The sequence below is a fragment of the Delftia sp. HK171 genome (assembly GCF_001886655.1).
Lineage (GTDB): Bacteria > Pseudomonadota > Gammaproteobacteria > Burkholderiales > Burkholderiaceae_C > Comamonas > Comamonas acidovorans.
In genome coordinates this window covers 3487565-3508626 of record NZ_CP018101.1, presented here as the reverse complement: position 1 = coordinate 3508626, position 21062 = coordinate 3487565, and the positions used below count along the sequence as shown (strand labels likewise).

At 59.5% G+C, this 21062-nt stretch carries 22 protein-coding genes, 1 tRNA gene and 2 pseudogenes; 12 read left to right on the top strand and 13 right to left on the bottom strand.

Going from position 1 to position 21062, the window contains the following annotated elements; translation table 11 throughout:
• Positions 1 to 252 precede the first annotated feature (252 nt).
• Complete coding sequence (locus BO996_RS15855) at positions 253 to 1143, top strand: IPTL-CTERM sorting domain-containing protein (RefSeq protein ID WP_269667633.1); 891 nt, start codon at positions 253 to 255, stop codon at positions 1141 to 1143.
• Positions 1144 to 1364: 221 nt separating this feature from the next.
• Here BO996_RS15855 and BO996_RS29455 read toward each other — a convergent pair.
• Positions 1365 to 1493: pseudogene (locus tag BO996_RS29455) on the bottom strand (transposase); the annotation flags it as partial.
• A gap of 746 nt (positions 1494 to 2239) precedes the next feature.
• Between BO996_RS29455 and BO996_RS30060 the strand changes: the two are divergent.
• Together BO996_RS30060 and BO996_RS28790 are read left to right on the top strand one after the other, a co-directional pair.
• Positions 2240 to 2629, top strand: a pseudogene (locus tag BO996_RS30060) (hypothetical protein); the annotation flags it as partial.
• Positions 2630 to 2713: 84 nt separating this feature from the next.
• Positions 2714 to 4180 (top strand): IPTL-CTERM sorting domain-containing protein, encoded by a 1467-nt coding sequence (locus BO996_RS28790; RefSeq protein WP_232240333.1) that lies wholly within the window; start codon positions 2714 to 2716, stop codon positions 4178 to 4180.
• A gap of 59 nt (positions 4181 to 4239) precedes the next feature.
• Here the strand turns inward: BO996_RS28790 and BO996_RS15825 are convergent, their stop codons facing one another.
• Positions 4240 to 4518, bottom strand: coding sequence for a hypothetical protein (locus BO996_RS15825; protein WP_043781835.1), 279 nt, complete (start codon positions 4516 to 4518; stop codon positions 4240 to 4242).
• A 404-nt stretch (positions 4519 to 4922) separates the two neighbouring features.
• Between BO996_RS15825 and BO996_RS15820 the strand changes: the two genes are divergently transcribed.
• From BO996_RS15820 to BO996_RS15815, 3 genes are read left to right on the top strand one after another with little or no spacing between them, the layout of a single operon-like run.
• Positions 4923 to 5249, top strand: coding sequence for a hypothetical protein (locus tag BO996_RS15820; protein ID WP_232240332.1), 327 nt, complete (start codon positions 4923 to 4925; stop codon positions 5247 to 5249).
• A gap of 46 nt (positions 5250 to 5295) precedes the next feature.
• Complete coding sequence (locus tag BO996_RS29715) at positions 5296 to 5613, top strand: phospholipase D-like domain-containing protein (protein WP_224985937.1); 318 nt, start codon at positions 5296 to 5298, stop codon at positions 5611 to 5613.
• Complete coding sequence (locus BO996_RS15815) at positions 5577 to 5774, top strand: hypothetical protein (protein WP_442856966.1); 198 nt, start codon at positions 5577 to 5579, stop codon at positions 5772 to 5774. The genes BO996_RS29715 and BO996_RS15815 overlap by 37 nt, the downstream gene beginning before the upstream one ends.
• Positions 5775 to 6110: 336 nt before the next feature.
• Here BO996_RS15815 and BO996_RS15810 read toward each other — a convergent pair whose 3' ends face one another.
• The gene (locus tag BO996_RS15810; protein WP_071955545.1) at positions 6111 to 6389 is read right to left on the bottom strand and encodes a hypothetical protein; all 279 of its coding nucleotides are present in this window, start codon (positions 6387 to 6389) and stop codon (positions 6111 to 6113) included.
• A 188-nt stretch (positions 6390 to 6577) separates the two neighbouring features.
• On the opposite strand from BO996_RS15810, the gene BO996_RS29130 reads away from it, so the two are divergent.
• Positions 6578 to 6730 carry a hypothetical protein gene (locus tag BO996_RS29130; RefSeq protein WP_155737659.1) on the top strand — a complete coding sequence of 51 codons (153 nt, stop codon included), beginning with the start codon at positions 6578 to 6580 and terminating at the stop codon, positions 6728 to 6730.
• 381 nt (positions 6731 to 7111) lie between these two features.
• Here the strand turns inward: BO996_RS29130 and BO996_RS15805 are convergent, their stop codons facing one another.
• Together BO996_RS15805 and BO996_RS15800 are read right to left on the bottom strand one after the other, a co-directional pair.
• Positions 7112 to 7408: a hypothetical protein gene (locus BO996_RS15805; protein ID WP_225614168.1), complete on the bottom strand. Its 297-nt coding sequence runs from the start codon at positions 7406 to 7408 to the stop codon at positions 7112 to 7114.
• Between the two features lie 446 nt (positions 7409 to 7854).
• On the bottom strand, positions 7855 to 8505 hold the full coding sequence (locus BO996_RS15800; protein ID WP_071955543.1) for a BON domain-containing protein: 651 nt from the start codon (positions 8503 to 8505) through the stop codon (positions 7855 to 7857).
• A 233-nt stretch (positions 8506 to 8738) separates the two neighbouring features.
• On the opposite strand from BO996_RS15800, the gene BO996_RS15795 reads away from it, so the two are divergent.
• From BO996_RS15795 to BO996_RS15790, 4 genes are all read left to right on the top strand, one after another.
• Positions 8739 to 9425, top strand: coding sequence for a PRC-barrel domain-containing protein (locus BO996_RS15795; RefSeq protein ID WP_071957126.1), 687 nt, complete (start codon positions 8739 to 8741; stop codon positions 9423 to 9425).
• 156 nt (positions 9426 to 9581) lie between these two features.
• Positions 9582 to 9950, top strand: a complete 369-nt coding sequence (locus tag BO996_RS30055; RefSeq protein ID WP_156897969.1) for a hypothetical protein — start codon at positions 9582 to 9584, stop codon at positions 9948 to 9950.
• A gap of 1971 nt (positions 9951 to 11921) precedes the next feature.
• Complete coding sequence (locus tag BO996_RS29120; RefSeq protein WP_156897968.1) at positions 11922 to 12134, top strand: hypothetical protein; 213 nt, start codon at positions 11922 to 11924, stop codon at positions 12132 to 12134.
• Between the two features lie 553 nt (positions 12135 to 12687).
• Complete coding sequence (locus tag BO996_RS15790; RefSeq protein WP_071955541.1) at positions 12688 to 13179, top strand: tyrosine-type recombinase/integrase; 492 nt, start codon at positions 12688 to 12690, stop codon at positions 13177 to 13179.
• Between the two features lie 96 nt (positions 13180 to 13275).
• Here BO996_RS15790 and BO996_RS15785 read toward each other — a convergent pair.
• The 5 genes from BO996_RS15785 to tolB all read right to left on the bottom strand — a co-directional run bounded on the left by BO996_RS15785 (position 13276) and on the right by tolB (position 16969).
• Positions 13276 to 13351 (bottom strand) — tRNA-Lys (locus tag BO996_RS15785).
• A gap of 68 nt (positions 13352 to 13419) precedes the next feature.
• The gene (locus tag BO996_RS15780; RefSeq protein WP_071955539.1) at positions 13420 to 14247 is read right to left on the bottom strand and encodes a tRNA threonylcarbamoyladenosine dehydratase; all 828 of its coding nucleotides are present in this window, start codon (positions 14245 to 14247) and stop codon (positions 13420 to 13422) included.
• Positions 14247 to 15029, bottom strand: a complete 783-nt coding sequence (ybgF, locus tag BO996_RS15775; protein WP_012205234.1) for a tol-pal system protein YbgF — start codon at positions 15027 to 15029, stop codon at positions 14247 to 14249. Before ybgF ends, BO996_RS15780 begins: the two co-directional genes overlap by 1 nt.
• Positions 15029 to 15571, bottom strand: a complete 543-nt coding sequence (gene pal / locus BO996_RS15770) for a peptidoglycan-associated lipoprotein Pal (RefSeq protein WP_013802696.1) — start codon at positions 15569 to 15571, stop codon at positions 15029 to 15031. The genes ybgF and pal overlap by 1 nt, the downstream gene beginning before the upstream one ends.
• 78 nt (positions 15572 to 15649) lie before the next feature.
• Positions 15650 to 16969 carry a Tol-Pal system beta propeller repeat protein TolB gene (tolB, locus tag BO996_RS15765; RefSeq protein WP_034392848.1) on the bottom strand — a complete coding sequence of 440 codons (1320 nt, stop codon included), beginning with the start codon at positions 16967 to 16969 and terminating at the stop codon, positions 15650 to 15652.
• Positions 16970 to 17158: 189 nt separating this feature from the next.
• Between tolB and msbA the strand changes: the two genes are divergently transcribed.
• Entirely contained in the window at positions 17159 to 18976 is a 1818-nt protein-coding gene (gene msbA / locus BO996_RS15760) for a lipid A export permease/ATP-binding protein MsbA (protein ID WP_071955536.1), read from the top strand.
• A 45-nt stretch (positions 18977 to 19021) separates the two neighbouring features.
• Here msbA and BO996_RS15755 read toward each other — a convergent pair whose 3' ends face one another.
• The 3 genes from BO996_RS15755 to BO996_RS15745 all read right to left on the bottom strand — a co-directional run bounded on the left by BO996_RS15755 (position 19022) and on the right by BO996_RS15745 (position 20993).
• Entirely contained in the window at positions 19022 to 19747 is a 726-nt protein-coding gene (locus tag BO996_RS15755; protein WP_071955534.1) for an ankyrin repeat domain-containing protein, read from the bottom strand.
• The gene (locus BO996_RS15750; RefSeq protein ID WP_071955533.1) at positions 19738 to 20550 is read right to left on the bottom strand and encodes a TatD family hydrolase; all 813 of its coding nucleotides are present in this window, start codon (positions 20548 to 20550) and stop codon (positions 19738 to 19740) included. Before BO996_RS15750 ends, BO996_RS15755 begins: the two co-directional genes overlap by 10 nt.
• 83 nt (positions 20551 to 20633) lie before the next feature.
• Positions 20634 to 20993, bottom strand: a complete 360-nt coding sequence (locus BO996_RS15745; protein WP_012205228.1) for a PilZ domain-containing protein — start codon at positions 20991 to 20993, stop codon at positions 20634 to 20636.
• Positions 20994 to 21062: the final 69 nt, after the last annotated feature.

The following is a 21062-nucleotide window of genomic DNA, read 5'->3' as shown; positions in this document are numbered from 1 at the left end:
CATCACATAGCATCGCGCTCGCAAAATATATTCACCAAGGGATGAGGAAAAATGCGAGCAACAACACCGAATCAACAAAGATGGATCGCGCCTTGGCCTGAACTGCGCAAGGGCATATTGAATGCGCGTCTTCTGGCAGCTTGCGCTGCGTGCCTGGCCCCTGCGGCCTGGGCGGCGCCCTGCGTCAGTGGAACGGTGTACACCGCCGCTGGCGGACCCCAGGTTTGCACCGTACCTGCAGGCATCACGACCATGACCGTCACCCTCATCGGCGGTGGCGGCGGGGGCGTTCTCAGCTCATCCATGGTGACAGGAGGAAACGCCGCCGTTGGCACAGGCAGCTTGGCTGTGACTCCTGCCAACAACCTGCTGATCAGCGTCGGTGGCGGAGGCGCCACAGGAGGGCCTGTCGGCGCAGGGGGCGGTGGAAGCAGCAGCATCATCGACACATCCGCCCTCACCGTTCTGGCCGTGGCGGGCGGCGGAGGCGGCGCCGGCCGCAACGACACCGCTGGAGTTTCCGGTGGCAATGCGGGAGTGGGCGTAGGAGGTGGCAACGGCAGCAACGGAACGATGGGCAACCCGGCACACCCCGGTGGCGCAGGCGGTACGGCGGCTGGCACAGGCGGGGCCGGTGGCATTGGCACCGACGGCACGGGAGGCGCTGGCGGCAGCACCAGCAGCAGGGACGGCAGCACGGCCACAGGCAATGACGGAGGCGGCAGCGGCAGCGGCGTGGGTCCTGCAGGACCAGGAGCCAGTGGCGCCAGCGCCGGCAGCATGGGCCCCGGTTTGGGCGGTGGCGGCGCTGGCGGCGGAGGAGCCGGCGGCTACAACGCCGGTGGTGGTGGCGGCGGCTACGGCGGCGGCGGTGGTGGCGGCGGCGGGAACACTGACGACATAGGCGGCGCTGGTGGTGGTGGCAGCAGCTACGGCACCGGAATCACATTCGCAGCAGCCACCAGCGGAGCGGGGATGGGTGGCGTCGGAGATTCGAATGGTGCGGACGGGTCCGTTCTGATCACCTTCGCGCCCCCAATCGCATCAGCCCAGGCCATCCCCACGCTTGGCGAATGGAGCCTGCTGCTGCTGTCGGGCCTGCTGGCCTTGGTCGGCGTAGCCAGGACGCGGCGCCAGTACTGAGCACAGGAGCGGGACGGATTTTTGAGGACCCGCCCCAAAAGGAATGATCACAGCGCGCGTGCGCTGTGATTCCTTCAATGCCTTTCAGCCTGGTAGTAGTTTTTTCCGCCGCCCAAGCACGGCATGGGCGTCAGCATTACGGCTGCACTGCTATGGCAAAAGCCCAGTACCGTTCTGGCCGGTTGGACGAGTTGGCCGGCTGCATCCACCCCGCTCCAATGGAGGTCTTCCCATGGAATGCCTGTTTGCAGCACGAACAAGATGCCGTTGAGGGCGGCCTCATCGCTGACTGCGAGCTTGCGCGCACCACCTTTGGCGGAAGGCACGAAGGCTGGGATCAGGGGTTGCAGCTATCGCCACAGTTCGTTGCTTACGGGTCGTCGTGCCATGAGGGCAGCGAGCACAACCGCTGAGGAGCCATTTGGTGGAGTGGGGTTAGCCACTCTTAGAGGAGCTGCAGAAAAAAATCACATCCCTAGCCGCAAGCTAATCTAATCCCAAGCTGACAATATGAATCATTTAATCCTGCGACACTTTCAGGAATTGACGAGCTTGGGATAAACCATAAATCACACTCTGACCTAAAAATTCATTAGTTGATTTCCTATAATCAAGCATCTAACCAAGAAATTAAACGCGATTTAAATCCTTGGATATTCCAGGCCATGCAGCACCTAATGATTGGACATCGGCTGCGTGTCCTGCAGCCTTTGCTGCCATGTCCCCATACGCTGCGCGGCAGTCTTCATATACGGCATTGACGGCAGTGGCGTATTCAAGGACGGATGCGGGGGAGTGCTGGCAAGTCTGCGGGCGGCATCTGCAGATTGCTCGCGCAGGCCGTCAGAGACAGCGCGCGTCCAGCTCGACGCGCTCCCACTGCGGCGCCTGTTTCTGTTGCTTGCTCATCCGCCCGAAGCTGGCAGGCTTGGGGCGACCGCCACAGCACCAGGCCGCCCAATCCAAATAACTACCAAGTTTCAGTGATATACACAAAATACACAAATTTCTACAATTTGCAACGAATTCGGCCATCGAACATGGGTTCGGTATAGAGCGCTGCAGGGAGCGAGCCGTTCGCTAAAAAGGAACCAACATGTCATCCGGGAATTTCCGCACATGGGCACTGGGCAGCGCCGTGGCTCTTGTGGCCTTTGCTGGCTCCGCCAGCGCACAGTTGCTCAACGTATCCACATCACATACCAATGTCTCGTGTTACGGAGGAAACAATGGCACAGCCACGGCCCACAGCATCCAGAACGGTGTTGCGCCCTTCTCCTACTCATGGGCACCCACTGGAGGCACAAACGCTACCGCCTCAGGGCTCATGGCTGGCACTTACACCGTCGAAGTTACTGACTCGAACAACTTACAGGGAACTGCGTCTGTCACAGTTGGACAACCTGTAGCAGCCCTATCAGGCACAAAGTCGCAGATCAATCCCACTGGAGGCAACAACGGTAGCGCAGCAGTTGTCGCGAGTGGGGGGACTCCTGGCTACACCTACGCCTGGATCCCCTCCGGGGGCACAGCGGCAACCGCGACAGGACTAGCTCCCGGTCAGTATTGGGTGACCATCACAGACGCCAACGCCTGCCAAACCGCGCTGAGCTACATGCTTGCGGCCGCTGCCCCCTCAGTGCAATCAGTAAGCGTTCCTCCCAACGGAACCTATAGTGCTGGACAGAACCTGCAGTTCAATGTGACCTACAGCGCTCCCGTCGCCGTCACAGCTGGCGGCCCACCGTCAATTCCTTTGACGATTGGTTCAACTGTCCGGCAAGCGAACTTCGTCGGTGGCAGCAACACCTCCACCCTGACTTTCATATACACCGTGCAGCCAGGTGACTTTGATGCAAATGGAGTGACGTTAGGGACAGCCATCAATCTCAATGGGAGCACGATGACGAGCGGAGGCACCAACGTTGTACTGAATTTGGCAAACGTAGGCGCCACGACCGGCGTACTGGTGAATGGACAGCAAACCCAGAGCATCACGTTCACAAACCCCGGCGACCAAACTTTCGGCACAACGCCAACACTGACCGCGACGGCCAGTTCCAGCCTGCCCGTGGCCTTCAGTGCAACCACAACTGCCGTGTGCACGGTCACGTCGGGCGGCATGCTGACTTTTGTGAACACAGGCTCTTGCACCGTCGATGCGAACCAAAGTGGTAACGCAAGCTATCTGCCTGCATCACAGGTGTCTCAAACCTTCATGGTGAATGCAGCGGCACCCGGAGCCCCCACCATTGGCAACGTCACTGCAGCCGACGGGCAGGCTACGGTGACCTTTACTGCACCTGCATCTGACGGCGGCACCCCCATCACAGGCTATACCGTGACCGCGACCCCCGTGGCCGTGCCCGGTGCGCCTGGTGTGATCACTCAGCAGGGAACGACATCCCCCATCGTCGTGGCTGGCCTGAGCAATGGCTTCACCTACAACTTCACGGTCGTGGCATCCAACGGGACAACCGGTGCAGCCTCTGCAAGCACACAAGCCACGCCGCGCAAGCTGCAGTTGGTGAGCGCGCCCGGCAGTGTGCCTGGCATGACAGGCATACCGTCTGCCACGATGTCCGGCGGCGGCACCACCTGCACGCTGCAACCTGGCGGCGGCTTCGGACCTGTGACCTCCACCCCTCCGAACCTCCAAGCGCCCAGCGGTCAATTCGCTTTCAGCGCTGAAAACTGCACCGGATCTGTGACGATGACTCTCACCTATCCCAGCGCTCTCCCCGAAGGCGTGCAGTTCCGTAAGCCCGATGGAGCCGGCGGATGGTTCGACCCTGCGACCGCGCTGAACGTGATCGTGAACGGTGCGCGCACCAAGGTGACCTACACCATCACCGACAACGGCCCGGGTGATACCAACCCTGCCGTGGGCGTGATCGCAGACCCACTCGTGCCCGTGCTGGCAGCAGCTCCAGCCGGCGGCGCTGCAGCCATTCCGACGCTCAGCGAGTGGGGTGTCATTCTGATGTCTGCCCTGCTGGCAATGTTCGGCCTGCGTCGCATGCGCCGCCAGCGTTGATGCAGCCCTGACCCCAAAAACAAGGCCCGCAACTGCGGGCCTTTTCTTCGTCTGCGTATCTACAGGCGGCGCGCGGCGATCTGCAGGCGCTCGGCCAGCGTGGGCTTTGCAGTCAAGCGCTCTGCCGTTCCCAGCACACCATCGCGGCCGGTTACCGCCCGCGCTATCAGTGCCGTGCCCAGCGCACCACTCACGACACGGCCCATGCCACTTTCCGTGCGCCGGGCGTGGCGCAGAGCCAATAGGCCAGCACCGAGCACCAGCCAGTGCTCTCCCGTGAATCCCTTGCGAGAGTCATCCCACTTGCGCAGGTCCTGGATCTTTTCTGAAATCGCCATTCATTGCTCCTGTTTCTTTAGAGCTTGCATGGTGCCCCGCCAGCGGGCTGCAGGCTGTCGGTCCCTGAGCAAGATTCCGGTGGCGAGAGTCCTACGGGCGCGTTGTGGGGGGCCAGCCCTGTAGTCCAGCTCAATGCGCTCCCACTGGGGAGCCTGCTTCTGTTCCTTGCTCATCCTGCCGAACGTGGCAGGCTTGGGAAGGCACCGTCATCTCTGCGAGGCGGCTCGTCGGAGGCTGTCGCACAATGCGCCCGATCGTCTGGTAGCCTGTATGTGAACGGGGCGATATGCGCCTCCTAGAAAGGACCTGCATGCTTTCCAGAATTTGCACAGCTGCATTTGTCGCCTGCCTAACGGTAGTGCAAGTGCCAGCGATAGCTCAGGCGGATGTTCCCTCTACTGCGGTGAACTTCAAGAAAGGCACGTCGAGCGCCACCGTCCAGGGCAAGCTCCAAGGCAACAAGGTGGAGGTGCGCGACTACGTGGTCCGCGCGGGCGCCGGGCAGACGATGACCGTGCAGATGGAGACGAAATCCACCTCGACCTACTTCAACGTGCTCCCACCTGGCAGCGATGAAGCGCTGTTCCGCGGCGAAATGGCAGACGGGCCCACTTGGACCGGCGCCTTGCCCGCCAGCGGTGACTACCGTGTGCGAGTCTTCCTCAATCGTGCGGCCGCCCGGAAGGGCAAGTCGTCCGCGTACACGCTCAAAATTTCAGTCGTGAATTGAAGTGACGCCGCGCCCTCAGACAGCGCGGGCGCAGCACTATCTGCGTATGAAAAACCTTCCTCGCATTGCACTGGCGACTCTGCTCGCTCTGCCGATTGCCTCCTTTGCCCAGTCGAGCGTGCAGGTAGGGTTCTCACCCGAAGGTTCCGCCCACAAGTTGGTGCTGGACACCATCGCCAGCGCCAAGACAAGCATTCAGGTGCTGGCCTACGCCTTCCAGGCTCCTGACATTGCACAGGCACTTGTGGCTGTTCATCAGCGCGGCGTGGACGTGCGCGCAAAGCGTTCAAGGCTGGCGCGCGAGCGGCCGGCTACAGCCATGCCCCGCTGCATGACCTGCGGCACAGCACAGCCAGCGAGATGATCAACGCCGGCGTGGATCTGTACACCATGGGCGGCGTGCTGGTGCACAAGTCTGCAGTGAGCACGAAGCGGTCCAGCCATCTGGCGACGAAGATGCTGAAAAGTGCTGTTGCGTTGGTTGGCAAAAAACCCCGCACAACGGCCAAGAAAAAAGCGGCCTGAACGCCACTCTTGCTACTTCTTCGATAGCAAAGAAAAAAGGCCCCGTATTGCTACGGGGCCTTGTGTTCTTTGGTGGGTCCTGGGAGATTCGAACTCTCGACCAACGGATTAAAAGTCCGATATATCGAAATAGGCATAAGAGAAAATACCTTTCGTATAAATCACTTGCAACGATAGCCACTCATCTGGTGTTTTCGAAATCATGCCTTTTTCACCCTATTTCACCCTATTTTTGGCAGGTTTTGGTCATAGCACACCGCCTGCCTGAACCCTCCACTATCAGCGCATCGCCGGTGTCAGAAATCTCCACTTTGGTCTAACCCAGCAGGGCATAGATCATGGCTTGCGGCGGGGGACCAGTTGAATGGGCTCCGTGCCATGCTCACGCCGCGGCGAGATCCAGTAGACCCACAGCCCCCGGGCCCACGCGCCAGCATAGATGATCGACACGGCGAAGATGCCCCACTGCTCGGCCTGCCAGCTGGCATAAAACCAGAACGGCTGCCCCAGCATTCCGAAAACCGGCGCCCATTTGCGCCAGCTCTTTCCCCGGGCTTGGGAGAGCCAAGCTGCCAGGGACCCCAGCAGGGCAATTGCGATCTGATCGAACGTCATTTCTACATATTATGTGAAACCAGAAACCTATTCAGGTCCAGTTTTACCCTAAAAAATAAAATCTTTTCGGCACGCTGCTTACACATTAAATAATCATTAGCCTATTTGACTACAGCAGAAAATTAGGAAAAGGAGCATCGTTAGACCTCAGGAGCCGATCTTGGCTTTTGATAACCAAGGAGCTCTTCATGGCCGTTTTCCAAAATACCCCTGGCAACAACCAGCAACAAGGCAACAAGCCGCAACCCTCGCAGCAGGAGCAAAGCCGACCTCTGAAAGAGGGATCGCACGCGCCCGAGCAGCAAAAAAAGCGGTCTGAGCAAGAACAGGCTCAGCAATAAATCTGCTGGATAAAAAATCTAAAGGGCCAACAGGCCCTTTTTTCTTCAGCGAGCAGGTAAGCCGCATTGAAAGTCACCGCATGAACACCGGAGACAAGGCACTTATATGAAATTCGATGACTGGGCAAAAGCTCTACCAGATGAGATACGCACAACCCTAACCGTTTCGGAAGCATGGAATGCAGGGGCCTTATCTATGCTGGAGACATTAATAAAGCTGGGCTATATCGGCGAAGGATACGCGGAGAAAGCTAGAAACGACGTGAAGGATCTTCTAGGAGGTCTGACCTGCAGGGCCGAGTGGGTAGATGAAGCATGGCTCCAGTGTTCACCCGTATCGCGCTCTGGGCAAACCCTGGGCATGGACCGGACGGCTGAACATTAAACCGGCCGCTGCCGCACCTCTGCGCGCCAAGGAGTCAGCCCCTTGGGTTGCAATGACTTGCCCTCAGCTGCAGCGATATGAAGATAGTTGCTCCCCGTTAACGCCCGAGCCTCCTGTGACAGCCGCTCACGAACATCAACAGATTCAGCACGCAACATGTTAATGACCAGCTTGTTCACTTTGAACTCACGACAACAGGGACACACAAAATGCGTCCACTTGGCATAGTTTTCCAAGTAGGCTGTACTGGTCAGGCTGCACAGAGGACAGGGAGCTTGGATGGAATTTTTCATGTTTTCTACTCCAAAAAAGTGCTGGACATGTGGTTGACGTTGTGAGCTGCTGCCGGTTTTGATGACCTCTTGTTAAGGTGGAAGATGAAACCGGCAGCAGCCCAGACCTCTATTCCTCAATTGGGGACAAAACGAAGCCGCGCTACTTTTACAATAGCGCGGCTTCCGCGTTTTTGTTGTTGGGTACTTCGAGATTTGAACTTGCGACCAACAGATTAGAAATCCGTTCCACTGAAATAGACAAAAAGAAAACACATTTTCAATCATCCACGCCTCTGGTGTTTTCGAAATCATGCCTCTTTCACCCTATTTCTGCATACTTTAGACAGGCTTCGGTCATGGCTCAGATCCTTTGTGATTCATCAGACATCCGCTTCAGGTAGGCACGACGACAATGGCTATGAATTGGCGACAACGATTCAAGCCTACGGCCTTCGCCAAAATTGTCAGATGATGGTCATCCTGTCAAATACCTGGCGGACACCCGGGCTTCCCCAGGCAGAATGAACTACGAGATCACGCTCCGTCCAACTACGGACGGTCCCTGTTAACGTCACATCGCCACCCGTGACATCAACAACAATCGTTTTCGTATCAGAAGTCGCACGACGCTTGATGGCATCCTCGATTTCTGACTTTACGACGATGGCTGAAGCCCTGGGTTTGATGGAAATTTGGTTGCTCACACCGCGCACTCCCGGCAAGAGGCGCACTCTGTCGGCAGCATCGCTACGCTGATAGTTCCAAACCACTTCCCCAGACAAGGTAATCCAACCATCTTCTACAAGGACCTGAACGGTGTCGATAGGAACCGAATTCGTCCAGCTAAGCACGTTTCGCGCGGATGCCGCGATATCGGTATCAGTCCTCTTTCCCATTTGCGACAACTTGACAGTCATGTCGATCGCCAAGGCTCTAACACCTACCACACGTTGCACGGCCCTTTCAGCCCCCCATTTTTCCAAACAGCTACTGACCTCTCCAGCCAAAGTGACAACGCCATCCTTGACCTCTACACCAATCTGTGATGCGTGCACAGAAGGCTCCCACTTCAACTCCGCCATTACATCTTGCTGTAATTGTGTGTCAGTTTTCATGGTAATTCCTAGATGCTTCAACAATCAGAATAATATGTCTAACCTAAAATCATGTCTGTGCGCCAGCACACACTTGAAATATTTCCAGAGAAATTTCTGCATCAATGGTGTCAGGGTCAAAAAAAAGCCACTGTACGTTCGCGTACAGACAGAGCTACTTGATAAGTATAAAAGCGATAAAACGTACACCAAACATCCAACACCCGATGTGGTACGTTTTGGAGAACCTCATCATGAAAAATCAACATTCACACCATTTTCTTGCCGTTCTGGCATTAGCCGCTGCCCTAGCTTCCGCTGCAACAGCAAGGGCACAAATTGCAGGATCAACTACCACAATGGATGTTAAGACCTCCCAAACCACCAGCGCCGCCGTGGGATGGAGCGCAAAGAAATCATTGATAGGGAAGTTTATATTTAACGACACTGGAGGAAAAGTTGGCAGAGTAGATGATCTTATTATTTCACCTGATAAGAACGTGACTTATGCCATCGTGAGTGCCGGAGGGTTTGTCGGAATAGGACAACATGATGTGGCCATTCCAATCCGTGAAATTAATGAAATATCAGGAAAACTGATTATCATGGGGGCTACAAAACAAAGTGTAAAGGACATGCCAGCATTCACCTATACCAACGAGGCGATGGTTCGCGAGCAGTTCTTAGCAAATGCCGGAAAGGAGATATCCAAAGGGAAGGCAGCGGTATCAGAACTTGAGAAGAAATATGACTTAGCAAGCTCCGATGCCAAAGTAAATACTAAGATGCACATTAATAGAATGCATACCGAGATTAAATCCGCAGATGAGAAGATGAATGAAATGCGTCACTCTGGCGTAAAAAACTGGAGAGATTTTGAGGCGGGCGTAGTTGCGGCGATCGATCGAATAAAAAAATCCATGGCATTATCCGAAGGCTGATAAAGCTTAATGGAAATTTATTCCACATTAGAGAAGCCATGAAAATAATCACTACATCCCACACGACAACACGCTGCCGCATACTGCCTGGCGCTCCTCGCGTTGACGAAAAGATGCCTATGAAGTCATTCCACTATCGAACGCATCCTGAGCGCCATGAACCGCTCAGGTAGGTTGGCTGCGCGCTGCAGTGCTGGGCACCAACGACGGAACCATCTCGACGGCGAGCCTTGTCGTGTTCTGGCAGGTCGCCTCTACGGGAACACGCGCGGCGCCAACGGCCAGAGCAACGCCCACCACGAGAACCTTAAGCGGATCCACATCAGCGAGAACGAGTTCAAAGCCTGGGTTCAGCGCGGAGAGGATGCTGATGGAGTGTTGGCGGATGTGCCGCTGGCCAGGGCTCATGGCGCAGCGAAGGCTCTGGACAAGAAGATCTCGGACCTTCGAAAGTTCCGACAAACGCTACAGACCGCAGATGTCCCGGACAAACGCGAACAGGTAAACACCGTGAGAGTTTCCTGATGATTTCCTGATAGCCAGAAGCACAGGGAGTGCCTTGCGCCCTCTTCTAATGTCCTTCGACGCCATGAAACGCTACTACATATAGGTAATTATTGTTACGCAAACGGTTTTACCGCGCAAATCAGAGTAGTGTGAAAAGTCAGTCATCTTTGACCAACGATCCAAACCGGAGTTTCACATGAAATTAAGAAAAAAATCTGATTCAACCATCCACATCGAAAGTTTTTCGCTACCTGATGTTGATAGCCATTCCGTATCAAGAGATGATTACTCCCACACTCCTGATCCACCGCACAAAATAATGCGCAGCTGGTGGAATACAGCATCTCTGGTCGCTCTTAAATCTGCCGTATTGCGCGAACGACAGATATGCCCGCCCTCTCTAAATGGCTTGCGCACTGGAGGCCAATATGTTCTTACTCCCTCGTACCCCTTTTGAAAAATTCTGGGATTCTATAAAAACCGTATTTTTCCCCAAAGCTCACCTAGATCCCATGAAAACCACTGAGCAAGATTACCCATTGTCTAAAGAAGATATATTAATATACGAAGAAGAGCTTCAAAACAATCTCAACGCCCCGTCGTACAGCCAAGCATCTTCTCAGCATGAACACATCAATAGGCACAATGCACATATAGAGGGACGCGAGGATAAATATCACAGACCGATATAATGATAATTATAGAAAAGCCCGCTGAATGCGGGCTCTTTTTCATCCATCTGAACCACTCTGTTTTTATAATCGCTCCCCTAAACCTCTTCATAGAGGCCTTTTTGGGATCGCACGTCCCCGCAAGGCTGTTACGTACAGCTCGCAAAAGCAGCCGTGATCATCTACCAGGGAACAAGCGTAACCAGAAGAGCAACAACTACCACAGCGATGCCGATGTAGAGTGTCCTGCGCGTGGAAAACCTGTTACGAGAAGAGGATGTGGGCACTTGGCCAGGGGATTTTTTACTAGGTGTGGTCATTAACACAGCATGAGCTTCTGTACTGGTGAGCGCTGTAAGACAAATGCAATTCAACATCTAGGCCCATTAGCCATTTCACATCTATCACAAGCATTGTGGTTATTGCATGCACCAGAAAAGGGAATTTTTTGGCAACATGTCATTTATACGACAAAACGGCGAGAGTCTGAGTGTTTTAAACGCAGACAAGCCTATGCCGTAAACCTGCTAAGGCTCGCGCGAATGCGATTTTGGGTGGACACATCCCAAGGATCGTCTACCTCTATCACTAGCATGTGATATGGGGACTCACAGCGTGCGGCTAGGCTTGCGATCGCAGGCGCTTCATATACAGAAATTCCAAGCATCTCGCCACGGCGTGCCAGCAGCACCATGCTTGCATGCCAAACGTGCAATGCCCCTAGCTCGGGCTCACTTATTCTTTGATCCATAACATTTTCTCCCGAGTTTCAAATTAGGAACGCCTCTGGAGGAAACGAAATTGCCAATGAGCAGTTTCATTGGGCGCCTATTTTTGTTCCTTTGGAAGCTGTATTACATCCGCGTACACATATCGAGAAGCATGAGCGCAGCACGCTGTCTTGGTACCTTCTCGCGCAGCCAAGCCAGCCTGCGGCCTGGAGATACCGCAAGGTCCGGAAGCAGCCTCTTATAAGAACGGCCAACAGTTAAGCAACGACAGGCCCATACGCCACTCAAAGGGGTGCGCGCCAAGTCTAGGCGGCTCCCCAAGCCCCTGGATGCGAGACTGCCAGGGGTCTTTTTCCTTCATAACAGCCTCCGAGATGGATCGTTTGCAAAGACCGCGAGCAGTTCCTGACATTTCCTGAGGGCATGGATGCGGGGCGCGAGACGCGCCCTCTCGCGACGGGCTTCGCTGCCCTGATCCGCTTCTACATATAGGTAATTGTTGTTACCCAAACGGTTTTCCGCTGGAAATCAGAGTAGTGTGAAAGAAGTTGGTCATTTTCGGTCAACACACAGGACCGGAGGTCCACATGAAAGTCAAAGACACAAAAGGTTCATTTAGCCGGCCAAATAAATATCCTCTTCCAGATGTTGATAGTCATGCTGTATCTAACGATGACTATTTCCGCACGCCTGACCCACCACGCAAGAAAAAAATCAGCGATTGGGACACAGAATTTACTATAAATTTGGATTCTGCTGAACTGCGGGACACACCTCCTCCCTACCTCAACGGAAGATAATTGGAGTTCAATATGCTTTCACAACCTCGCACCCCATGGGAAGTATTTTGGGATTCCGTCAAGAGTATCTTTTCTCCAGGAGTTCAGATAGAAGCACTTGATAGCAAAAGAAAGAATGACCCTTTATCCAGAGAGGAACGAAGGATCTATGAAGAAGAAAAGCAAATAAATCGAGATGCTTAGCTAGGCAAACCTTCGTCAACCAAATTAAAGCCACTCCACAGTGGCTTTTTTTCCGTGCGTGAGCACAGCGCGTGAAGTGCGCTGTCATGATCTCTCCTTCTTCAAAAAGCCAGCCACAGAGCTGGCTTTCTGTGTTCTGGACCAGCATGAGCCAAGTCACTCCCCCGCATTGCGCCCTCAGGCAAGTTGGACTACCGGCTCAGCCGATTCCGGATTCCATCGGCCAGGTGCGCGCCAATCGGGAGAAGTCCCTGTTCTCGCACATGTGGAACTTTGCCCGGGAACAGAGCCTCACGAAGGCCTCCAACCCCTGCGCAGGCGTGCGAGGCTTCCGGGAGGATGGCGGGATGTCGTAGTCGGCGACGACCTGATGGCTCGGCTGCTGGAGAAGGCCGCAGTATCCCTGCGGTTCGCTGTCCACTTGGCGCTCCTCACTGGCCAGCGCCCGGCCGACGTGCTGCGTATGAGCACCGCCCACATTGCCGGCGGCATGCTCCACGTCCGCCAGGGCAAGACAGCCAAGCTGCGCATCGAGGTAACAGGCGAACTTCAGGAGCTGCTGGCCGAGATCCAGGCGTACAAAGCCCAGGTCAAAGCGGACACCGCGCACCTGCTTGTGAACGAGGCGGGTCAGCCGTTGACAAAGAACATGCTCCGCGACCGCTTCGACGCCGCTCGGGATGCCGCCGGCATTCCCAAGGCGCAATTCCAGTTTCGGGACCTGCGCGCCACGGCCGCCACCACTGTGGATGACGACGGCGGGATACGCCACGCCCAGGCGCTGCTGGGGCACACGACGGAGGGGATGACAGCCCAGTACATCCGCCACAAGGTCGGCAAGAAGGTGAAGCCTGTTCGGTGAATTGCGGAACACTGGCCGTAAATCTCGACCCCGCTTTGCTACGTCTTCGATAGCAAAGAAAAAAGGCCCCGTATTGCTACGAGGCCTTGTGTTCTTTGGTGGGTCCTGCGAGATTCGAACTCGCGACCAACGGATTAAAAGTCCGCTGCTCTACCGACTGAGCTAAAGACCCGAACCACGCTTTGCATGCATCAGATGCTGCTTAGCGAAGACATAGATTCTAGCACCAAAATTTACGCTTCAATTCTTGATGCGGCTCAGTTGATCGATGATCCAGCCTGCGGCGCACTGGCCGAAGGTGGCGGTGACCGCCACTACCGAGCCGTAGCCGTGGCAGTTGAGCGTGCCGTCGCCTTCGATGGCGCAAGAGGCATCGGGCGGGGCGACGGCCTCGCGGCTGAAGACGCAGGCGATGCCGATGCGCTTGCCTTCCTTGGGTGCGCCGTGTTCGCGGCGCAGGCGGTAGCGCAGTTGGGCCAGCAGCGGGTCGTGCGTGGTGGCGCTGAGGTCGTCGATATCGACCTTGTGAGCCAGGCGCTTGCCGCCCGCTGCACCCACGGCGATGAAGCATTGCCGCGTGGCGCGCGCATGGGCGGCCATGGCGGTCTTGGCCTTGACCTGGTCGCAGGCGTCGATGACGGCGTCGGCGTCCTGGGGCAGCAGGCGCAGCCAGTTGTCCGGGTCAACGAAGTCGTCGATGCAGTGCACGCGGCAGGCGGGGTTGATCTGGGCGATGCGCTCGCGCATGGCTTCGATCTTGGCCTGGCCCACGGTGGTGGAGAGCGCGTGAATCTGGCGGTTGATGTTGGACTCGGCGACATGGTCCATGTCGATCAGAGTGAGCTCACCCACGCCGCTGCGCGCCAGCGCCTCGGCGGTCCAGGAGCCCACGCCGCCGATGCCCACCACGACGACGTGCGCGGCTCGGATGCGCGCGGCGCCCGGCACGCCATACAGGCGCTCCAGGCCGCCGAAGCGGCGCTGCAGGTCGGCATCAGAAAAAACAGCGCCTGCTTCAGGCGCTGTCTTGTCTTCTTCCGGAAGGGATGAAGAGACCGTGTCGTTCATCACTTGAGGCTGGCGAGACGGTTCTTGGCCGCAGCCGTGGCTTCGGCATTGGGATAGGCCTTGATCAGGTCTTCCAGCGTCTTGCGCGCGCCCTTGGTGTCCTTCATCTCGATCTGGCAGTTGGCGATGGACAGTGCCGCCTCCGGCGCCCGGCCGTGCATGGGGGCTGCTGCCAGCAGCGCGCGGAAGTTGGTGATCGCGTCCTTGTAGTTGCGATTGGCGTACTGCGCGTTGCCCAGCCAAAAGCGTGCCGAGGGCACATAGCCGCTCTTGGGCCACTGGTTCAGGAAGGACGAGAACGCCGTGCCGGCTTCGGCAAAGCTGCCTGCGCGGAACTGCGCCAGCGCCGCTTCGAAGTCGCGCTTCTCTGCCGGGTCGGCTGCGAATTCCTGGCCGTCCACCGTCACCGTGACGGGCTCGAACTGGCGCAGGCGCTCGTCCACGCCCTTGGCGATGTCGCGCTGGCCGCGCTGCAGCTCGGCCACATCGCGCAGCAGCTGCTCGTTCTGCCCGCGCAGCTTGGCTTGCTCGGACTTGAGCTGCTCGATCTGCGACTGCAGTTCGAGCAGGCCACGGCGCGTTTGCGAGCTTTCCTCGGTCATGCGCTGCTGCGACTGCTGCATGCTGTCGACGCGCTGGCGCATTTCCAGGATGGCGCGGCGCGCCTCGTCATCGCCGAACAGTGCGGCATGGCCGCTGGCGGCGTAGCCGGCCATCAGGCCGGCCGCCAGCAGCGTGCGCAGCGCGGTGCGATGCAGGATCGGGGAGCGCTGCATGTTCATCAACGGTAGGACAGTTCAGCGCGGCGGTTTTGCGCGTAGGCGTCTTCGGAATGGCCTTCGGAGGCAGGCTTTTCCTTGCCGTAGCTCACGGCTTCCATTTGCGCGTCGCTGACGCCCAGCAGGCCCAGCGAGCGGCGCACGGCTTCGGCACGCTTTTGGCCCAGGGCCAGGTTGTATTCGCGGCCACCGCGCTCGTCGGTGTGGCCTTCGATCTGGACCTTGCGAGCGGAAGATGCCTTCAGGAAGCGTGCGTGGGCTTCGATCTGAGGCTGGGCGTCGGCCTTGACGACGTAGCTGTCGAAGTCGAAGTAGACGACGCGGCTGACGCCCTGGGGACCTGCCTTGTCGGCGGCCGAGCCGGTCAGGTCCACGCCCGAGATGCCGCTTTGCGAGGTGCTGCCGGTGCCGGCGCCGCTGCCCTGGCCCGTGCTGGTGGCGCCCGCGTCGGTGACCGGGGTTTCGTCAAGCTTGACGCCCGAGCTGCAACCTGCCATGAGTGCGGTGACTGCAAGTGCCAGGGAAAGTCGTTTGATGGTGATCATGAAAAATCTCCGTATGTCCGGGTGGACTTCGTGCTGAGTTGACTGGTTGACTGAAAAGAAATCGAGGAAGCTGGGCTATTACTGGCGCTGGAACGGACCCCAGTCGGGCTCGCGGATGTCTCCGCCCTGTCCTGCCAGCCGCGCCTTGATCTTGCCGTCGAGCGTGGTGGTCATCAGGGATTCGCGGCCCTGCTGCAGGGTGGCGTAGACGATCAGGCGGCTGTTGGGGGCGAAGCTGGGGCTTTCGTCGGCCGTGGTGTCGGTGATGGCATTCACTGTGCCGGTGCCCAGGTCCATGACGTGGAGCTTGAAGCCGCCGCCCACGCGCGAGATGTAGGCAAGCCACTTTCCATCGGGGCTGACGCTGGGCGAGATGTTGTAGTTGCCGGTGAAGGTGACGCGTTCCGCACTGCCGCCCGAGGCCGGCACCTTGTAGATCTGCGGAGCACCGCCACGGTCGCTGACGAAGTAGATGGAGCGGCCGTCGCTGGAGAAGTTCGGCTCGGTGTCGATGCCGCTGCTTTGCATCAGTCGGCGCGGCTCGCCGCCCTGGGCGCTGATCAGGTACAGCTGCGAGCCGCCGTCGCGGCTGAGCGTGACGGCCAGGGAGTTGCCGTCGGGCGACCAGGCCGGTGCGCTGTTGGAGCCCCGGAAGTTGGCAACCAGGCGGCGGCGGCCGCTGGCCACATCGTGCACATAGACCACGGGCTTGCGCGACTCGAAGGACACGTAGGCCAGTTGCGTGCCGGTGGGCGACCAGGCAGGCGAGATGATGGGTTCCGGGCTGGACAGGGCCGACTGGGCGTTCTCGCCATCGGCATCGGCCACCCACAGGCGGTAGTTGCTTCCTGCCTTGGTCACGTAGGCGATGCGCGTGGAGAACACACCCTTCTCGCCCGTGAGTTTCTCGTAGATGTAGTCGGAGATGCGGTGGGCCACCAGGCGCAGGTCGCCGGTGGTGACGGCAAAGCCCTGGCCGCCCAGGTCCTGGCCCTTGACCACGTCCCAGAGGCGAAAGCGCACGTCGTAGCGGCCATCGGCCAGGCGCGTGATGCTGCCCACGGCCAGCGAGTCAGCGCTCTTTTGGCGCCACATGGCAACGTCGGGGCGCGAGGTTTCGTCCAGTTGCACGCCGGCCGTGTCCACGGCGCGGAACTGACCGCTGCGCTCCAGGTCAGCCTGGATGATGGCCGAGATCTTCTGGGGCGCCTGCCCTTCTCCCTTGAATGCTGCAATGGCGATGGGCAACTGGGTCAGGCCCACGCCCGTCACTTCGACGCGGAACTGGGCCAGCGCGGGAATTGCGGGGGTTGAGGCGAGAGCGGCCAGCAGGGTTCGGCGCGAAGTGCGCGGCACGGCCGCCAGGGAGGAGGGAGAAAGGAGTCGGTCAATAGTCATTGGCATTCATCAATATCTACGGGAAGACCCCGGTACTTGCACAGGTGCGAATGTTACACACACTGGATGCGTCACGATGTAAGAACGTGCACTGTAGGGTCTGTCGGCCCAGGCTTTCTCGATCCCCGGCAGCCGCATCAGTTCCCCATGAGGCAGCCCCAGGCAAGCCCGCCGTAAAATCCGCGCTTCATGCAAGCACCATCTTCACCGCCGCCGGCCCCTGCGCCGTCCGCCGCACCGGCGGCCCTTGATCTCGCCAGCACCCTGACCCTGTCGCAGCGCCTCAAGCGCCTGTCACCCTACTTTGGCGGCCAGCGCCTGGCCTGGACGATGGCCGTGGCCGCCACGCTGGTGGGTGCGGTCACCGAGCCATTGATCCCTGCCCTGCTGCAGCCGCTGCTGGACAGCGGCTTCACCGACGGCACGCTGCCGCTGTGGTCGGTGCCGCTGGCCATCATCGGCGTGTTCCTGGTGCGGGGCCTGTCGCAGTTCGTGGGCCAGTACGCGCTGGCGCGCATTGCCAACGAGGGCATGCTGGCGCTGCGCAAGCGCCTGTTCGAGCGGCTGCTGGCGGCCGATATGGCGCTGTTCTCGCGCCAATCGGCCTCATCGCTGTCCAATACCGTGGTCTATGAGGTGCAGACCGGCTCCACGCTGCTGGTGCAGGCCATGCTGGGCATCTCGCGCGACGGTTTCACGCTGGTGGCGCTGCTGGGCTACCTGCTGTATCTGAACTGGCAGCTGACGCTGGTGGTGGCGGCCGTGGTGCCGGGCGTGGCCTGGATCATGAAGACGCTGTCGCGCCGCCTGTACCGCATCACCAAGATCAGCCAGGAGGCCACCGATTCCCTGGCCTATGTGGTGGAAGAGAACGTTCTGGCCCACCGCATGGTGCGCCTGCATGGCGCGCAACAGGGCCAGCAAAAGCGCTTTGGCGGCCTGAGCGGGCAGCTGCGCAAGCTGGCCATCAAGGCCACCATCGCCTCGGCGGCCATGACGCCGCTGACCCAGTTGCTGGCCGCCGCCGCCCTGTCGGCCGTGATCTGCATTGCGTTGTGGCAAAGCCGGGGCACGGGCGCTGCTGCGGCCAATGTGCAGGATGTGACGGTGGGCAGCTTTGCGGCCTTCATCACGGCCATGCTGATGCTGATTGCCCCCATCCGCCGCCTGGCCGATGTGGCCAACCCCATCACGCGTGGCGTGGCGGCGCTGGAGCGGGGCCTGCATCTGCTGGAGGGCTCGGGCGACGAGACCGGCGGCACGCAGGTGCCCGGCAAGGCGCGTGGCGAGATCGAGTTGCGCGACGTGTCCGTGCAGTTTGGCGAGGACAAGGCACCGGCCCTGAACCATGTGGACCTGCGCGTGCGCCCGGGCGAGGTGGTGGCCCTGGTCGGCCCCTCCGGCGCGGGCAAGACCACGCTGGTGAACCTGCTGCCACGCTTTTTGCAGCCCACGGGCGGCCAGTTGCTGCTGGACGGCACGCCCCTGCCCGAATGGGATCTGGCCGCGCTGCGCCAGCAGTTCGCCATGGTCAGCCAGGACGTGGTGATGTTCAACGACACCATTGCCGCCAACGTGGCGCTGGGCGGGGTGGAAGACGAGGCCCAGCTGTGGGCCGCGCTGGATGCCGCCAATCTGGGCTCCCATGTGCGCGGCCTGTCCAACGGCCTGCAGACGGTGGTGGGCCACAACGCCAGCCAACTGTCGGGGGGGCAGCGCCAGCGGCTGGCGATTGCACGGGCGCTGTACAAGGATGCGCCCATCCTGATCCTGGACGAGGCCACCTCGGCCCTGGACAACGAATCCGAGCGCCTGGTGCAGGAGGCGCTGACGCGGCTGATGCAGGGCCGCACGACCCTGGTCATCGCACACAGGCTCTCGACCATCGAGCATGCCGACCGCGTGGTGGTGATGGAGCGCGGCCGTATTGCCGAGCAGGGAACACATGCCGAGCTGCTGGCGCGGGACGGCCTGTACGCCCGATTGAGCAGGAATCACACAACCTGAGCTGGACAGCGGCGGCACCGGCAGTGCCACTCGCCTGGCTTTCTGCTACCAGCTTCCGCGCGAAGGCTGGGTCTTGCGCTCGGCCTTGATGGCCTTGGTGAGTTTGTCGACCATGTACTGGCGGTCCACCTGCCGGGCAAAGTCGGCGGCGGTGAAGCCACGCTGGTTGCGAAGGACGACGTCGGCGCCCTCCTTGATCAGCAGGTCCACCACGGCTTCGCTGCTGTATTGGGCGGCCAGCATCAGCGGGGTGGTGCCGTTGGGCGAGTCGGCGTCGATGTAGGCGCTGTTGTCCAGCAGCAGCTTGACGATGTCCAGCGTCTTGGGCAGGTCGGCCGAGGTGGCGTAGTGCAGCGGTGTCCAGCCGGGGCGGTTGACATCGGCGCCCCGGCGTATGAGTTCCTTTGCCAGGTCAAGGTGGCCCTTGATGCAGGCCATCATCAGCGGCGTTTCGCCCTGCTGGGAGGCCTCGTTGACCTTGATGCCCGGGGATTTGAGCAGCACGTCGAAGACACCCAGCGAGCCTTGGTGCAAGGCGGCCACCAGGCCCGGGCGGCCGCGCGTGTCGCGGGTGTTGGGGTCGAAGCCGCGAAAGATCAGGTTGACCATGGCGCGCTCGTTGTCGCTGATGATGGCGCGCACGTAGTCGTCGTACTGGCTGGCATGCGCCAGCCCGCCGCTGGCTGCGGCCAGGGCCACCACGGCCTGGCCGGCCCGGGCCAGCCAGCGGCGACGGTCCACACGGCCGACGGCCACAGCATTCAGTCGCATGCGACAACCCCCTTGAACAACTGGTCGAAGTTGGCACTGGTCAGGGCCGCCACGTCCTCCACGGACATGCCGCGCACCTGTGCAATCTGCTGGGCCACGTACGGCACATACGACGGATTGTTGGTCTTGCCGCGATAGGGAACGGGCGCCAGATAAGGGCTGTCGGTCTCGATCAGCAGGCGGTCGGCCGGCACGAAGGCGGCCACGTCGCGCAGGTGCTGGGCGTTCTTGAAGGTGACGATGCCTGACATGGAAATGTAGTAGCCCAGGTCCAGCGCCGCACGCGCGACCTCCATGGTCTCGGTGAAGCAGTGAAAGACACCGCCGGCCTGGCCTGCCGAGCCGTCCTCGCCTTCTTCGCGCAGGATGGCCAGCGTGTCATCAGAGGCGCTGCGCGTGTGGATGACCAGGGGCTTGTGTGTCTGGCGTGCCGCGCGGATGTGCACGCGAAAGCGCTCGCGCTGCCACTCCAGGTCGGCAATCGTGCGCCCGCCCTTGCGGTCTTCCATGCCGTAGTAGTCCAGTCCCGTTTCGCCGATGGCCACCACGCGCGCCAGGGCGGCGCGCTCTACCAGGTCGGCCACGCTGGGCTCGGTCATGTGTTCCGTATCGGGGTGCACGCCCACCGTGGCCCAGAAATTGTCGTGGTCCAGCGCCAGCTGGTGCACATCGCCGAATTCCTCCATCGTGGTGCAGATGCACAGCGCACGCGTGACGCGCGCGGCCGCCATGGCCTCGCGGATCTCGGGCAGGCGGCTTTGCAGCTCGGGGAAATTCAGATGGCAGTGGGAATCGGTAAACATGGAATCTCGTGGTTCAGAAACAGGCATGCCGACCGGAGAGCATTTCCTCCGTGTCGGCATGCGGGCAGAGGCAGGTGCAGGACTCAGACCGTCTGCGTGGCCTTGTCCGATGCCAGGGCCGAGCCCAGGATGTTCTCGATCTTGGCCTTGAGCTCGGCGGACTTCTCGTCCTTTGGGAACTGTATACCTATGCCCTGCGTGCGGTTGCCCGAGGCGCGCGCGGGCGTGATCCACGCCACGCGGCCGGCCACGGGGTAGCGCTGGGGCTCGTCGGGCAGGGTCAGCAGCACGTAGACATCATCGCCAAGACGGTACTCACGCTGCGTGGGCACGAAAACGCCCCCTTCGGCGAACATGGGAATGTAGGCGGCGTACAGCGCGGCCTTTTCCTTGATCGCCAGTTGCATCACGCTGGGACGGGGTGTGGTGGGTGCGGTGCTCATGGGTGGTTTGCAGACATTGGTTCGGTGAGCGGCCGGCGCGATCGGCACCGGGCCCAGGGCAGTAGGTTA